Origin of the sequence: Clostridium niameyense (assembly GCF_001243045.1) — a bacterium.
GTDB classification, from domain to species: domain Bacteria; phylum Bacillota; class Clostridia; order Clostridiales; family Clostridiaceae; genus Clostridium_F; species Clostridium_F niameyense.
The window spans coordinates 476,320-491,653 of the sequence record NZ_LN849007.1 but is presented as its reverse complement, the minus strand read 5'-3'; the positions used below and the strand labels follow the sequence as shown (position 1 = coordinate 491,653).

At 28.3% G+C, this 15,334-nt stretch carries 16 protein-coding genes; all 16 read right to left on the bottom strand.

All coding sequences use genetic code 11. The annotated features are described in order from the left end of the window. Nucleotides 1-7 precede the first annotated feature (7 nt). Nucleotides 8-1,444, bottom strand: a complete 1,437-nt coding sequence (locus BN1711_RS03310) for a coproporphyrinogen III oxidase (RefSeq protein WP_050606765.1) — start codon at nucleotides 1,442-1,444, stop codon at nucleotides 8-10. 63 nt (nucleotides 1,445-1,507) lie between these two features. Beyond that, complete coding sequence (locus tag BN1711_RS03305) at nucleotides 1,508-2,107, bottom strand: MBL fold metallo-hydrolase (RefSeq protein WP_050606764.1); 600 nt, start codon at nucleotides 2,105-2,107, stop codon at nucleotides 1,508-1,510. 13 nt (nucleotides 2,108-2,120) lie between these two features. Further along, nucleotides 2,121-2,570, bottom strand: coding sequence for a D-aminoacyl-tRNA deacylase (gene dtd / locus BN1711_RS03300; RefSeq protein WP_050606763.1), 450 nt, complete (start codon nucleotides 2,568-2,570; stop codon nucleotides 2,121-2,123). A gap of 13 nt (nucleotides 2,571-2,583) precedes the next feature. After that, nucleotides 2,584-4,755 (bottom strand): RelA/SpoT family protein, encoded by a 2,172-nt coding sequence (locus BN1711_RS03295; RefSeq protein WP_050606762.1) that lies wholly within the window; start codon nucleotides 4,753-4,755, stop codon nucleotides 2,584-2,586. Between the two features lie 102 nt (nucleotides 4,756-4,857). Further along, nucleotides 4,858-5,376, bottom strand: coding sequence for an adenine phosphoribosyltransferase (locus BN1711_RS03290; protein WP_050606761.1), 519 nt, complete (start codon nucleotides 5,374-5,376; stop codon nucleotides 4,858-4,860). A gap of 109 nt (nucleotides 5,377-5,485) precedes the next feature. After that, complete coding sequence (locus tag BN1711_RS03285; protein ID WP_050606760.1) at nucleotides 5,486-6,364, bottom strand: DHH family phosphoesterase; 879 nt, start codon at nucleotides 6,362-6,364, stop codon at nucleotides 5,486-5,488. Between the two features lie 169 nt (nucleotides 6,365-6,533). Next, nucleotides 6,534-7,394, bottom strand: a complete 861-nt coding sequence (gene secF / locus BN1711_RS03280; protein ID WP_050606759.1) for a protein translocase subunit SecF — start codon at nucleotides 7,392-7,394, stop codon at nucleotides 6,534-6,536. A gap of 1 nt (nucleotide 7,395) precedes the next feature. Further along, nucleotides 7,396-8,664 carry a protein translocase subunit SecD gene (gene secD, locus BN1711_RS03275; RefSeq protein ID WP_050606758.1) on the bottom strand — a complete coding sequence of 423 codons (1,269 nt, stop codon included), beginning with the start codon at nucleotides 8,662-8,664 and terminating at the stop codon, nucleotides 7,396-7,398. 72 nt (nucleotides 8,665-8,736) lie between these two features. Next, nucleotides 8,737-10,110, bottom strand: a complete 1,374-nt coding sequence (gene scfB, locus BN1711_RS03270) for a thioether cross-link-forming SCIFF peptide maturase (RefSeq protein ID WP_050606757.1) — start codon at nucleotides 10,108-10,110, stop codon at nucleotides 8,737-8,739. 106 nt (nucleotides 10,111-10,216) lie between these two features. After that, complete coding sequence (gene scfA, locus BN1711_RS03265; RefSeq protein WP_034869559.1) at nucleotides 10,217-10,354, bottom strand: six-cysteine ranthipeptide SCIFF; 138 nt, start codon at nucleotides 10,352-10,354, stop codon at nucleotides 10,217-10,219. A gap of 73 nt (nucleotides 10,355-10,427) precedes the next feature. Next, nucleotides 10,428-10,793 carry a TIGR04086 family membrane protein gene (locus BN1711_RS03260; RefSeq protein WP_050606756.1) on the bottom strand — a complete coding sequence of 122 codons (366 nt, stop codon included), beginning with the start codon at nucleotides 10,791-10,793 and terminating at the stop codon, nucleotides 10,428-10,430. Nucleotides 10,794-10,850: 57 nt separating this feature from the next. After that, a complete protein-coding gene (gene yajC, locus BN1711_RS03255; protein ID WP_050606755.1) occupies nucleotides 10,851-11,162 on the bottom strand; it encodes a preprotein translocase subunit YajC in 312 nt (103 codons plus the stop codon). A gap of 147 nt (nucleotides 11,163-11,309) precedes the next feature. Continuing rightward, nucleotides 11,310-12,440: a tRNA guanosine(34) transglycosylase Tgt gene (gene tgt / locus BN1711_RS03250; protein WP_050606754.1), complete on the bottom strand. Its 1,131-nt coding sequence runs from the start codon at nucleotides 12,438-12,440 to the stop codon at nucleotides 11,310-11,312. A 14-nt stretch (nucleotides 12,441-12,454) separates the two neighbouring features. Next, entirely contained in the window at nucleotides 12,455-13,480 is a 1,026-nt protein-coding gene (queA, locus tag BN1711_RS03245) for a tRNA preQ1(34) S-adenosylmethionine ribosyltransferase-isomerase QueA (RefSeq protein ID WP_050606753.1), read from the bottom strand. A 41-nt stretch (nucleotides 13,481-13,521) separates the two neighbouring features. Next, the gene (gene ruvB, locus BN1711_RS03240) at nucleotides 13,522-14,550 is read right to left on the bottom strand and encodes a Holliday junction branch migration DNA helicase RuvB (RefSeq protein ID WP_050606752.1); all 1,029 of its coding nucleotides are present in this window, start codon (nucleotides 14,548-14,550) and stop codon (nucleotides 13,522-13,524) included. 15 nt (nucleotides 14,551-14,565) lie between these two features. Then, nucleotides 14,566-15,156: a Holliday junction branch migration protein RuvA gene (ruvA, locus tag BN1711_RS03235; protein WP_050606751.1), complete on the bottom strand. Its 591-nt coding sequence runs from the start codon at nucleotides 15,154-15,156 to the stop codon at nucleotides 14,566-14,568. Nucleotides 15,157-15,334: the final 178 nt, after the last annotated feature.

Genomic DNA, 15,334 nt, shown 5'->3' with positions numbered 1-15,334 from the left:
CTAATTTTTAATATAAAGTATTTAATAATGTAACTTTTCTTTCTATCATTTCTTCTACTCTCTTTGTGTATTCTATAACATCTTTAACGTTAGGACATCTTTCTATCCTGTTTTCTTCTAAAAATATAATTTTTGAAACCGCATCTGCACCTAATGCTATTATGGTTTGTCTTTCCTCTATCATCTGTATATTATATAAGCCTATTTTCCCTTCTTTTGTATAACCTATGTTTTCCATATTGCCTAACATGTTTTTTTGTCTATACATATAATATGGTTTCATATTTAAATCTTTAGATAATTTAATTGTCTCTGCATACATTGAATTTAATTCTTCTTGTGAAGGAACTTTAAATTCTTCGTTATTTAGTATTCTTTCAAAAAGTCTTGATCCTCTCTTTATAGACATACCATGTACTGTTATATTATCTGGATTTATTCTCTTAATTTCTTTACATGTTCTTTTTATATGATCTAACCCTTCTCCTGGAAGCCCTACTATTAAGTCCATATTTATATTGTCAAATCCTAAGTTTCTAGCCATATTAAAAATATTTTGTATATCTTTCGGCGAATGAGTTCTGCCTATTCTTTTTAAAGTATCTTCATTCATACTTTGAGGATTTATACTTATTCTTGTAACATTATATTTTTTCATAGATCTAAGTTTTGATTCCGTAATACTGTCTGGTCTTCCACATTCCACAGTAAATTCTTCCACATTATTATTATCTATGAAATTTTCATATATCTTTTTCATTGTTCTATGAAATTGTTCATTATTTATAGAGGTAGGAGTTCCTCCCCCAAAGTATACACACTGTATTTTTAAATTTTTATTCTTTATATACTGTGATAACTTATTCATTTCATAATAAAGAGCCTCTAAATAGGGCTCAACTAATTTCTTACACTTACTTATAGGATTGGATGTAAATGAACAATATAAACATCTCGTAGGACAAAAAGGCATATCTATATAAACACTTATTTTATCCTTTTCTTTATTTACAATTTTATTTTCAATGTTTGCTATATCCACACATAACTTAGCCTTATCCTCTTTAGCTACATAATGATTATAAAAATACCTTTTTATGTCCTTATCATTATAATTTTTATTAATTAAATCTAAAGCAATTTTACTTGGTCTTATTCCAACCAATGTTCCCCAAGGTAACGTTTTATGAGTTTTATTTTTAAGATATAAAAATACTGTTTTCTTAACCCATTGATTATAGGTTATATCTTCTATATCTTTTTTTAAATCATATATATGTTTACCTTCTTCATCTTCTATTAGAATAAAATTATCTTCTATATTTATCTTGATATCATAATTCTCTTCTTCAAAAGTTATATTCCATAGATTATAATAAGTATTTAAAATTTGATAAATACCATATCTATATTTCATGTCATTAAGGTTTACTCTCAAATTCATTTTATCTACTCCTAATTTACTAAACCTTTTATTTATTCTCTTGTCATAAATATTCTTATGCTATTAAAAAAATGGATTTTCTCTTCTTTCATATCCTATAGAGGAAACTGGTCCATGACCTGGCAGAACCTTTGTATTATCATCTAATTTCATAAGTTTATTTTTTATACTTTCTATAATACTTGCATGATCACCGCCTACAAAATCTGTTCTACCTATAGAATCTCTAAATAATGTATCTCCTGTAAATACAACATCATTAATCTTAAAACACATACCTCCTGGAGTATGGCCTGGAGTCTCTATACATTCTATGTCTAAATCTCCAAGTTTTATTATTTCTCCTTCCTTTATATATGTGTCTGCAACTTTATATTTACCGAAATTTCCAAATATATTTTCTACATTATTTATCATGTTTTGATCTCTTTCATTTATATATATAGGTATGTTATATTTATCCTTAACTTTCTCTACAGCGCCTACATGATCCATATGTCCGTGAGTTAAAATAATATATTGTGGTTGCAATTTTAATTTTTCTATTATATTTATAATATTATCCCCATCAGCGCCAGGGTCTATTATAGTGCACTTATCCTTATAAATTATAAGATAACAATTAGCCCCATATATTCCAACAGGGATTGTTCTAATTTCCATCATATACACCTCATTAAAATATTTTTTTACTATCTATAAGTAATGTAATCGGACCATCATTTTCTATAGATACTAGCATATCTGCTCCAAATTCACCTGTAGCTACATTCTTAACCTCTTTTTTAATTTCTTCAACAAATTTTTCATAGAGACCATTAGCTTCATCGCCTGCTAATGCTTTTATAAAACTTGGTCTTCTTCCTTTTCTACAATCTCCATATAAAGTAAATTGAGATATAATTATAATATCTCCATTAACATCTAATAAAGATTTATTTAATTTGCCATTTTCATCTTCGAATATTCTTAAATTCATAATTTTGCTTTTTAAATATTCGATATCTTCATAACTATCATCTTTAGATATACCTAAGAGTACATTTAAACCTTTATTTATACTTCCAATTACTTTTCCATCTACTTCAACCTTTGAAGATTTCACTCTTTGAACTACTGCTCTCAAAATAATCCCCTCTTTACTTTTTAGTTCTGTAAACTTCTTTTACTGATTTAATCTTTCTTAAATTTTTTATAAAAGACTTTAAATCATCTACATTATTTATTTTTAATTTTATATTTATAATTATAATATTATTTTTAGACGGTTTTGCATTTATAGCATAAAGATTAGTTTTACTTTCACTAATACTTTGCATAATATCTGAAAGTACACCCTCTCTATCTCCACATTGTACTTCTATTTCTGATATATACTCTTCTCCCTTTGGTTTTCCCCAACTTACATCTACTATCTTAGTTTTGTCTTCCTCTATTAATTGCTCTATATTTTTACAATCTTTTGTATGTATAGAAACTCCTCTACCTTTAGTTATATATCCTATTATGGGGTCTCCTGGTACAGGATTGCAACACTTAGCAAATCTAATTAATAAATTGTCCACACCTTTTACTATTATTCCTGGTGATTTGGATTTTTTTATTTGTTGCTTATTTGTTTTATTAATTTGCTCTCTAACTTCATTCCAATTTAATTCTGGTTTATGTTTCTTTATGTATTGTTCCCTTAATTTCATTATTACTGTATAAGGTAATAATGCCCCTACACCTACAGATGCAAATAAGTCATCTATACTATTTATATTATATCTAGTAAGTACCTTTTCTAATATTTCTCCCTTAGCTAGTTCTCCAAAATTGTAACCTTGTTTCTTTGACTCTTTCTCTAATATATCTTTTCCTTTATTAATATTTTCTTCTCGTTTTTCTTTCTTAAACCATGCTCTTATCTTGCTCTTAGCTTGATTGCTTTTTACTATATTCAACCAGTCAATACTTGGGCCCTTCGCTATAGATGAAGTTAAAACATCTACTATTTGACCAGTTTTTAGCTTATAATCTAAGGGAACCATTTTATTATTTACTTTTGCGCCTACGCATCTATTCCCTATATCTGTATGTATTTTATACGCAAAATCTATAGGCGTTGCTTGATTGGGAAGACTTATAACCTTTCCTTTAGGCGTGAATACAAACACTTCATCAGAAAATAAATCTATTTTGAATCCTTGCATAAATTCTGTTGGATCTGCCGCTTCTCTTTGCCACTCTAACATTTCTCTAAGCCAAGTTAGCTTTAAATCAGAATTATTAGAATCCTGAACTCCCTCTTTATATTTCCAATGGGCTGCTATTCCATATTCCGCAGTTTTATGCATTTCATAAGTTCTAATTTGGATTTCAAACGGTTTCCCCTGAGGACCTATAACAGTCGAATGTAATGATTGATACATATTAGGTTTAGGCATAGCTATATAATCTTTAAATCTACCTGGTATTGGCTTATATATAGTATGTGCTATACCTAAAGCCGCATAACAATCTTTCACTGTATCTACTAGTATTCTAATAGCAGTTAAATCAAATATTTGATCTAAACTTTTATTTTTATTTACCATTTTCCTATATATACTATAAAAATGTTTAGGTCTTCCATCAATTTCTGACTCTATAGATGACTTTTGTAAATTATCATATAAATTTTTTATAATTTCTCCTATGTACTTTTCTCTTTCATTTCTTTTTTCTGCTATTTTCTTAACTAAGAAATAATATTCATTAGGATTAAGATACCTAAAAGCTAAATCTTCCAATTCCCACTTAATTTTAGATATACCTAATCTATGAGCTAAAGGAGCATAAATGTCTAAAGTCTCTTGGGCTTTTTCTTTCTGTTTTTCTATAGACATATATCTTAAAGTTCTCATATTATGTAATCTATCTGCTAATTTTATAAGTATAACTCTTATATCTTTTGTCATAGCAAGTAACATTTTACGCACATTGTCTGCTTGTTGCTCCTCTTTTGTTTTGTATTCTATTTTACTTAACTTAGTAACGCCATTAACTAAATCTGCAACCTCTGTACTAAATTCTTTTTCTAAATCCTCATAAGTATATGATGTATCTTCTATAACATCGTGTAAAAGCCCTGCTATTATTGTATCTGAATCCATCCCCATATCAAAAAGTATTATAGCTACTTCCTCTGGATGAATTATATAAGGTTCACCAGAAACCCTTTTTTGCTCCTTGTGAGCATCACATGCAAAAGTATAAGCTTTTTCAATAAGTTTTTTTTCCTTTTCATTTAGGCTACTATCAATTTTAATCATTAAATCCTTTAGCATACCTTATTACTCCTCAAAATCAAAGGCTGGTTTATTAAACCAGCCATTATTTTTTATTTCTATTATATTATATTTTTTTTAAACTTTCAAACTTTTAAAATATTAAATATCATATTTTACAAGAGAAGTAACATCATATTTTTTTAATTTATCTCTACCTTTTAACTCTGTAAGTTCTATTACAAAACTCATATCAACAACTTCTCCACCTAATTCTTCTACTAGTTTTGCTACAGAACATATAGTTCCGCCAGTTGCAAGTAAATCATCTATTATTACTACTTTTTCTCCAGGTTTTATGGCATCTTTATGAATTTCAAGCTCGTCCTTACCATACTCTAAATCATATTGAACAGAAATAGTTTCATATGGTAGTTTTCCTTTTTTTCTAATTGGCACAAATCCTGCCCCAATTTTATAAGCCAGTGGCACTCCAAATAAAAATCCTCTAGCCTCTGGTCCTACTATCTTATCTATCTTCTTGCCTTTTAAACCCTCTGCTAACTTATCTATCGTATATTTAAATATCTCACTATCTTGTAACAATGTAGTTATATCTTTAAAACTTATACCCTGTTTTGGGAAATCTTCTATTACACGTATATAGTTTTTTAAATCCACTTTTATTCCCCCTATACTTTTATACGAACATTTTAAATTTTTTCATTGATTTTGTACACAACCTATTATATATTAAACTGTACAGCATATTCAAGTAAATATTAAAATTTTATATCTTATTATGTTTATTGAAATATATCTCATTTTTTAAGTATTTTGCTATTTGATTGGCTCTATCCTCATTTGTGGTAGTAAATAACTCCACTACTATCCTAGCATTATCAATTTTATTAATAGGCAAAGTAACTTTAGATATACTATAAGTTAAAGATTTTAAATCATATACATCTATGTTATCTTTATTTATATTGTTTGCCTTTAATAATGCCTTTAATCCATAATTATTAGTATTAGTTAAAGCTTTTAAGCCTTGTTTTAATATGTATAAATTTTCTTCTTTTATAGTATTGTGATTTGATATAGTACCGAGCATTACTAAATCCATAAATTTATTTACACATTTCATTTTATAATATAAGGACATGGCTTCTACTAATTTATGAGCTACTCCAGATGCTGAAAGATCTTTAAAAGGATATGAACAACCTATCTGGTTAGGATTTACTACTATGCAATTTGGCAAAACACTATCACATTTATGATAATCAGTAATTATTGTATCTATATCTAACTTATTGCAAAGCTCTACCTGTTCAACAGAATTTACTCCACATCCAACTGTTATTATCAATCCTGCTCCTAAAAAATTAATATGATTTTTTATATAATAAGAATTTATATTTCTATCTTTATCTAAATAATCCGGTATAAAATATTCTACATCTGCATTTAAAAATTTCAAAACTAATAATAATAATGATATAGCAGCTATACCATCAAAATCATAATATCCATATATAACTATCTTTTCTCTACAATTTACAGCTTTAATTATCCTATCTAAGGCTCTATTCATTCCTTTTAATAGAAACGGATTATTTTTATTATAACTTTTATATCCTTTCAAAGTATCTACTAATTTATCCATGCACATAATCCTCCAATTTTATAGAAAACATATATATTATAATTTATATTATCATTTTTGACAAATACTTTAGGTTGTTATTCAACATTATTCATCAAATAAAAAATCCAGAGTTTAAATAAACTCTGGATTTTCTCAATAATGCTCTATATATCTATAAAGTATTATTTTATGCAGTTTTTTTTCTTAATTTACTTTTAAATATAATCCAAAATGGACTAGCTATGAATATAGATGAATAAGCACCACATACTATACCTATTATTAAAGGGAATGCAAAATCCCTAATAGATGGTACAAAAACATATACTGCTACTATAGTAAACAATGTAGTAAGTACTGTATTTATTGATCTTGTCATAGTTTGTGTGATAGATATATTTGCTATTTCTTTCACATCAGTTTTTCTCATTTTCTTCTGATTTTCTCTTATTCTATCAAATATTACTATAGTATCATTTATAGAATATCCCAATATAGTAAGTATTGCAGCTATAAAAGTAGCATTGACTGGTAATTGGAATATGGCATATACAGATATAGTTATAAGAACATCATGGATTAACGCTAAAATAGCCGAAACACCAAACTTAAATTCGAATCTTATACCTACATATATAAGCATAGCTACAGCCGCTACAATCATTGCTAAACTTGCCTTTTTCTTTAATTCACGTCCCACCGCTGGTCCTATTCTTTGTTCTGAAACTAAATCTTTATCTTTTAATTTATATTTATTTTTTATTTCTTTAAACAATCCATCTACTTGAGCATCATTTAAAGAGTTACTTTTTATTTCTAATTGTGTATTATTAACCTTATTTGTTACATAATCTTTAGTGTGATTTTTTACAATTTTATCTACATCTTCTTTATTAAATTCTTTTCCTATATTTATTTGAACTACAGTTCCACCTTTAAAGTCTATACCATAATTTAATCCTTGTTTACATAAACATACTAGCCCAATAATAATTATTATTGAAGATATGCTAAACCATATCTTTGTTTTTTCTATTATCTTTAGCATATTATTCTTCCCCCTTCTTTACTCTAAAAGCAGCTGGTGTTCCTAGGATTCCTATATTATAAGCTAAATTTAATAATAATCTTGTAATAGTTACTGCAGTAAACATACTTAAAATTATTCCTATCATAAGAGTTAGAGCGAATCCTTTAACTGCTCCAGAACCTAAGTTATATAAAACTATACCAGCTATTATAGTAGTAATGTTGGAATCAAGGATAGAAGAAAGGGCTCTATGATATCCCGAATCTATAGATGATTTTATAGACTTTCCTGTTTTTATTTCTTCTCTTATTCTTTCAAATATAAGTACATTAGCATCAACTGCCATACCAATGGTTAAAAGCAATCCAGCTATGCCAGATAAAGTTAAAGTAGCCTTAATTGACACAAAAGTAAGCAGTACAAGTATTATATATAATACTAATGCTATATCTGCTAATAATCCTGGCACCCTATAATATAGAAGCATAAATATAAATATAAAAGAAATTCCTATAACCCCTGCCTTCATACTTAAAGGAAGTGCATTAGCCCCTAATGTAGCCCCTACGGTTTTTACTTCTACAGGTTTTACTGTTACAGGAAGGGCTCCTGATTTTATTATATTGGCCTGTCTTTTAGCTTCTTCTATAGATTTACTTCCCGTAATAACTGCCTTTCCATTAGTTATATGCGCCTGAACCATAGGACTTGTCAATAGTTCCTCGTCCATATATATAGATATTGGTTGGCCTAAATATTTTTTAGTAGCATCTGAAAATTTCTTAGCTCCTGCGTCATTTAAATCCAATCCTATAGTAGGTGAACTATTATCTTGACTTATATATGCCGTAGCATCTTTAACATCTTTTCCCGTAAGTATAACCTTTTTATCTGGTCCTACAAATTTAAGTTCCCCTGTTTTTCCTACACTATCTATAACTGATTTAGCATCATACTTTCCAGGTATTTCTATTCTTATTCTTTTTTTACCTTCCCTTGTAACCGTAGTCTCACTAACCCCAAGTTTATTAACTCTCATAGATATAAGTTCAATTGTTCTGTCTATAGTTTTCTGATCTACATTGTTTCCTTGAATTTCTTCAAGCATAGAAACTCCACCTTGTAAATCTAGTCCCTTATTTATAGTTTCGGAAAATGATTTAATTCTATATCCTCCTATAGTTGCTCCATAAACACTTAAATAAGCTAATATGCCTATAATTATTACTACTGCTGTAAATATTAGTGTGCTTTTACTTTTGTTTTTTTTGCGCGTATTATAACTCATATTTATCCCCCTTTATATGTATATTAAAAACACATCTTCTTTCTTTATTATAAAAAATTTTATTGTTAATTTTTAGTCCTCTATCTCCATTAGATTAGACTTTAATGCTATAGCACATTCTATTCTTTTCTTTTGCATAGTACATCCTAATTCATAGGGCATATTCATATTATTATTAAAATTATAATTATTAGCTTGGCATCCTCCACTACAATAAAATCTAGCCCAGCATTTTTTACATTCTGGCTTATTATATATATGAGCTTTTTTAAATTTTAAAGCTATATCTTTATTTACATCAAATCCTTGGAATAAATTTCCCATAACAAAATCATTATTACCTACAAATTGGTGACATGGATATATATCTCCTGATGGGGCTATAGCAACATATTCGTGTCCTGCTCCACAACCTGATATTCTCTTGTAAACACAAGGTCCTCCTTGAAGGTCAATGTTGAAGTGATAAAATTTAAATGAATTACCTTCTTTATGTCTTCTTATCATTTCATGTACTAATTTATCATATTGTTCAAAAATTTTAGGTAAATCTTCTTCTCTTAAAGATAATGGATGTTCCGCTGGAAGTACTACAGGCTCAATAGATATTTCATCAAAACCCTCATTTGCCATATGCATTACATCTTCATAAAAATCTAAATTATTTCTTGTAAAAGTACCTCTTGCATAATATTGTTTAGATTTATCTCTTATATCTACCATCTTTTTTATATTAGGTATTATAGCATCATAACTACCACTTCCATCAGCTCTTACTCTTACACTATCGTTAACTTCTTTTCTTCCATCTATACTTAATACTATATTTCCCATATTTTTATCTAAATATTCCATTATTTCATCATTTAGCAAAGTAGCATTAGTAGTCATAGTAAAACGTATATTTTTATTATGAAGTTTTCCTTGTTCTTTTGCATACTCAACTATTTCTTTTATAGTATCAAATGCTAATAAAGGTTCTCCTCCAAATAAATCTATTTCTATGTTTTTTCTTGGACCAGATTTTTCTATTACAAAATCTATAGCTTTTTTACCAACTTCCTTAGACATTAGTTCTCTTTTGCCTTTATATTCTCCTTCATCTGCAAAGCAGTATTTGCATCTTAAATTACAATCATGAGCTATATTTAAACATAATGCCTTTATAAAATTTTCTCCTTTTTCATGAGAAAAAGCTATATTTTGGTAATTATCTTTAGAATATAGCATGTCTTCCTTTATTAAAGCATCTATTTCACTATATGTTTCTTCTATATCTTCTTTAGAATATTTATCTTTAAATTTTCCTATAAGTTCTTCTTTACTTTTTAGTCCTTCTTCATCTAATAGATCATAAACTATATTATCTACCTTATGTACTGCTCCTGAATTTACATCAATAACATAGTTTTCACCCATTTGAGTAAATTTATGAATATTAGCCAATTGTTTTTCCTCCTTATTATCTAACATATAATTTAAAACATTTATATTATACATTTATATTTAATAAATATAAAGCAGTAACTTAAAGTTACTGCTTAAGTTTATATTAATTTTCACAAGCTAAATTAGCTACTGTGCAAGAAGTTTTACATGCTGATTGACAAGAATTAGCACACTCTTTGCAACCAGGTTTCTTTAAACTATCTTTAATATTTGACTTATTTATAGTTTTAATATGTTTCATTTAAAATGCCTCCCATCCTGTTTCTACTTTCGGTTTGATTATAACATAATTTACATACAAAATAAAGAATATATTAAAGGTTAACTCCAAGCATGCCAGACAGCATACCTACAAGCATTGCCAGCATTATTCTAAAGAACTTGTCCTTGCCAAATGTTAGAGTGTTCCCTGAAATTATTGATATAATGTACATTATGAGTATATATAAAAAAGCTACAATAATTCCTACCAACCAACCTTTTTTATTTATTTTTTTACAAGAGTATATTGTACCATACATTATACTTAAAACAGTTATAGAAAGATATATTATTGAACTTATACCTTCATTTATATTTTTAAATGTTAATATTACTGCAAACATCAAAAGCATAATTACCGTAAAGATAACCGCTCTTAAGACTCCTTGTAAAATGGAATTTGAATAACTTTTACTCAATAATAAAACACCCCCTCTTAATTACTATTTATGTAAAATAGGGGTGTTTTATACCAATTATTTGTCTTCTTTTTCTTTTACATCTGCTGATTCGTTTTCCCTTTTTTTAGTTACATTATAAACAGAACTCTTACTTACTTGTATTCTTGTTCTTTCAGGTCCTGTTTGCACAATTACAAGATTATCTTGAATATTAACCACCTTACCTACTATTCCACCTCTTGTAATAATCTCATCATTAAGTGATAATGAATTTATCATTTCATTAAAATTCTTTTTTCTTTTTTTCTCTGGTAAAAAAATCATTAAATAAAATAAAACTAACATTACAATTAAAAACATAAACTGTCCCATAAATCCTTGTTGCATTTCATATCCCTCCTATTTTATATACTAAAATATATTTTACTATTTTTATTTAAAAATATAAAATGTATTTTCCAATATTAACTTATAGTTTACAAAATACATTACTCATTAGTATTTTTATCCTAATTTTCATATTTTATGCTAAAATTAAGCTTTTCCGCCCCATTCAGTTAACTTTCTTTCTTTATATTCTTTAAAATAGTCTCCATCTATAGCATCTCTAATTTCCTGCATAAGATTATTATAAAAGTATAAATTATGAAGTACACATAACCTCATAGCTAACATTTCCTTTGCTTTAAATAAATGTCTTATATAAGCTCTTGAGTAGTTTCTACAAGCTGGACACTGACATCCCTCATCTATAGGTCTATCATCTAATTCAAACTTAGCATTTAATAAATTTATCTTACCTTCCTTAGTGAACACATGAGCATGTCGACCATTTCTAGCTGGAAGTACACAATCAAAGAAATCTACTCCTCTATCTACAGCCTCTAATATATTGCTTGGAGTTCCTACTCCCATTAAGTATATAGGTTTATCCTCTGGAAGATGTGGTACTACTGCATCTATTATTCTATACATATCTTCATGACTTTCACCTACAGCAAGTCCCCCTATAGCATATCCATCTAAATCTAATTTAGCTATAGTTTTTGCATGTTCTATTCTTATATCCTCATAAGTTCCACCTTGGTTTATTCCAAATAACATTTGCTTTTTGTTTATAGTTTCAGGAAGTGAATTTAACCTACCCATTTCTTCCTTACATCTATAAAGCCATCTAGTAGTTCTAGCTACAGATCTTTCTACGTAATCTCTAGGAGCTGGATTCTCTATACATTCATCAAAAGCCATAGCTATAGTTGACGCTAGATTACTTTGTATTCTCATACTTTCCTCTGGTCCCATAAATATTCTTCTTCCATCTATATGAGAATTGAAATATACTCCTTCTTCTTTTATCTTTCTTATTTTTGCTAAAGAAAACACTTGAAATCCGCCTGAATCTGTAAGAATAGGCCTATCCCAATTCATAAATTTATGTAATCCGCCCATGTTTTTAACAACTTTATCGCTAGGTCTTAAATGAAGGTGATATGTATTAGAAAGTTCTACTTGACAACCTATTTCTTTTAAATCCATAGAGGATACTGCGCCTTTTATAGCAGCTAAAGTTCCTACATTCATAAATACAGGTGTTTGTACAACTCCATGAGGAGTTATAAATTCACCTCTTCTAGCTTTTCCTGATTTCTTTAGTAATTTATACATTTTTACACCTCTTTTTATTTAATAAACATAGCATCTCCAAAGGAGAAAAATCTATATTGTTCCTTAACAGCATTTTCATAGGCTTTCATTATATTTTCTCTTCCTGCCAATGCTGATACTAACATTAATAACGTAGATTGTGGAAGATGGAAATTAGTAATTAAGGCATCTACTATTTTGTATTTATACCCTGGATATATAAATATATCTGTCCATCCAGAAGTTTCTCTTACTTCTCCACTTTCATCTCCTACAGTTTCTAAAGTTCTACAAGATGTTGTACCTACCGCTATAATCCTTCCACCATTATTTTTAGTAGAATTTATTATGTCTGCAGTTTCTTTGGTTATTCTATAAAATTCTGAATGCATATCATGATCTTCTATATTTTCAGCTTTTACCGGTCTAAAGGTTCCAAGTCCTACATGTAAAGTTAAAAATGCTAGCTTTATTCCTCTATTTTCAATCTCTTTAAGTAACTCTTCAGTAAAATGTAAACCTGCTGTTGGTGCTGCAGCTGATCCTTGATCTTTTGAATAAACCGTTTGATACATTTCTTTATCTTCTAATCTAGCTTTTATGTAAGGTGGTAATGGCATTTGTCCTAATTGATCTAATATTTCTTCAAATATTCCTTCATAATAAAACTTTACTATTCTACTACCGCCTTCACCCATGCCTATAACTTCTGCTTTAAGTTCTCCATTTCCAAATACAAACTTTGAACCTATCTTCGCTCTTTTTCCTGGCTTAACTAAAGTTTCCCAAACATCTTTCTCTTTTCTTTTTAAAAGAAGAAACTCCATTTTTCCTCCGGTTTCTTCCTTTGAACCTATAAGTCTTGCAGGAATAACTCTAGTATCATTTAATACTAAACAATCCCCTGGATTTAAATAATCTAGTATGTCTTTAAAAATTTTATGTTCTATATTTCCAGTATTTTTGTCTAGCACTAAAAGTCTTGCCTCATCTCTTTTTTCCATTGGATGTTGTGCTATTAATTCCTCTGGTAAATAAAAATCAAAATCTTTTACTTTCAAGTTTTCCACCCCTTAAACAAAAACATTTATTATTTATTTTTCTAATCTTTAATTAAAGATAATTGGTCTAAATTATGGCTCTTTTTTTGTATATTGAAATGTTTATACACTTTTTCTGAAGCTACTCTTCCTCTTGGAGTTCTAATTACAAAACCCTTTTGAATTAAATAAGGTTCATATACATCCTGTATAGTGTCTAGTTCCTCTCCAATAAAATAAGCTAGAGTTTCAAGTCCTACAGGGCCACCTTTAAAATTATACGTTATAGCTTCTAATATTTTATTATCAATTTTATCCAGCCCCTCTTTATCCACTTCTAAAAGATTTAATGCTTTTTTACATTCTTGTATAGTTATGGTTCCATCACTTCTAACTTCACAATAATCTCTAACTCTTTTCAAAAGTCTATTAGCAATTCTAGGAGTGCCTCGTGATCTTTTTCCTATTTCATAAGCCGAATCTTCATCCATAGTTACATCTAAAATTGATGCTGACCTTATAACTATTTCTTTTAGTTCATCATCTGTATAAAATTCCATAGGACATAACATTCCAAATCTATCTCTTAGAGGTGAAGTTAAAAGTCCTACCCTAGTAGTAGCCCCTATAAGAGTAAACTTAGGCAAGTCTAATCGTATAGATTTAGCTGCTGCACCTTTACCAATAACTATGTCTAAAGCATAATCTTCCATAGCTGGATATAATATTTCTTCTACTGATCTATTTAATCTATGAATTTCATCAATAAATAAAACATCATAGTCTGTAAGAGTTGTAAGTATAGCCGCAAGATCACCAGCCTTTTCTATGGCAGGACCTGAGGTTACTTTTAAATTTCCACTCATTTCCCTAGCTATAATGTTTGCTAAAGTTGTTTTTCCAAGTCCAGGTGGCCCATAAAAAAGTACATGATCCAAAGCTTCTCCTCTTCTTTTAGCCGCCTTTATAAATATATCTAAATTTTCTTTCACCTTTTTTTGACCTATATATTCATTTAGTGTGGTAGGTCTTAAACTATACTGCTCCTTATCATCATTTACATCAAAAGGAGTCACTATTCTCTCCTCCATGCTAACTCCCCCTAATTATTTCATTAGATTCTTTAAAGCTTCTTTTATTATCTTCTCTAAAGAATTTGATACTTCACAGTCTTCTACAGCCTTTTTAGCTTCTTTTTCAGAATATCCTAAAGTTACTAAAGCCTCTAAGGCTTCTAAAGCCTTTTTATCATTATTAAAATCTGATGCATCCGTATCATCTTGAATTATACTATCTAATTCTATTTTATCTTTAAGCTCTAATATTATTCTTTGTGCTGTTTTTTTGCCTATTCCTGGGGCCTTTGTTAAAATCTTTTCTTCACCCATTTTTATAGCATATTTTAAATTAGAAACACTACTTATAGATAATAAAGACAATGATGCTTTTGCCCCTACTCCATTTATTGTTAAAAGAAGATTAAACATATTTAATTCATTTTTTGTAAGAAACCCATATAATCCCATAAAATCTTCTCTAACTATTTGATGGGTATATAGCATTACTTCTTCCTTAGGCGATGGCATTTTGGCCATGGTACTACCTGATGTATAAATTTTGTATCCTATTTTATTATTCTCAATTACTACATAATCTTTATACATATCTATATATATACCTTTTATATACTCGTACACCTTATAAAAACCCCCATAATAAATATTAATAGACATATTATACTTTACCATTTTAATAATCTTTATTCAACTAAAACCATTTTACTGAAAACAAAAAAACATACCCCTTTAATATTTTATAAATAATTTAAAATACAATCTTAAACTTTTATAAAATATTATAAGGATATATTTTTCC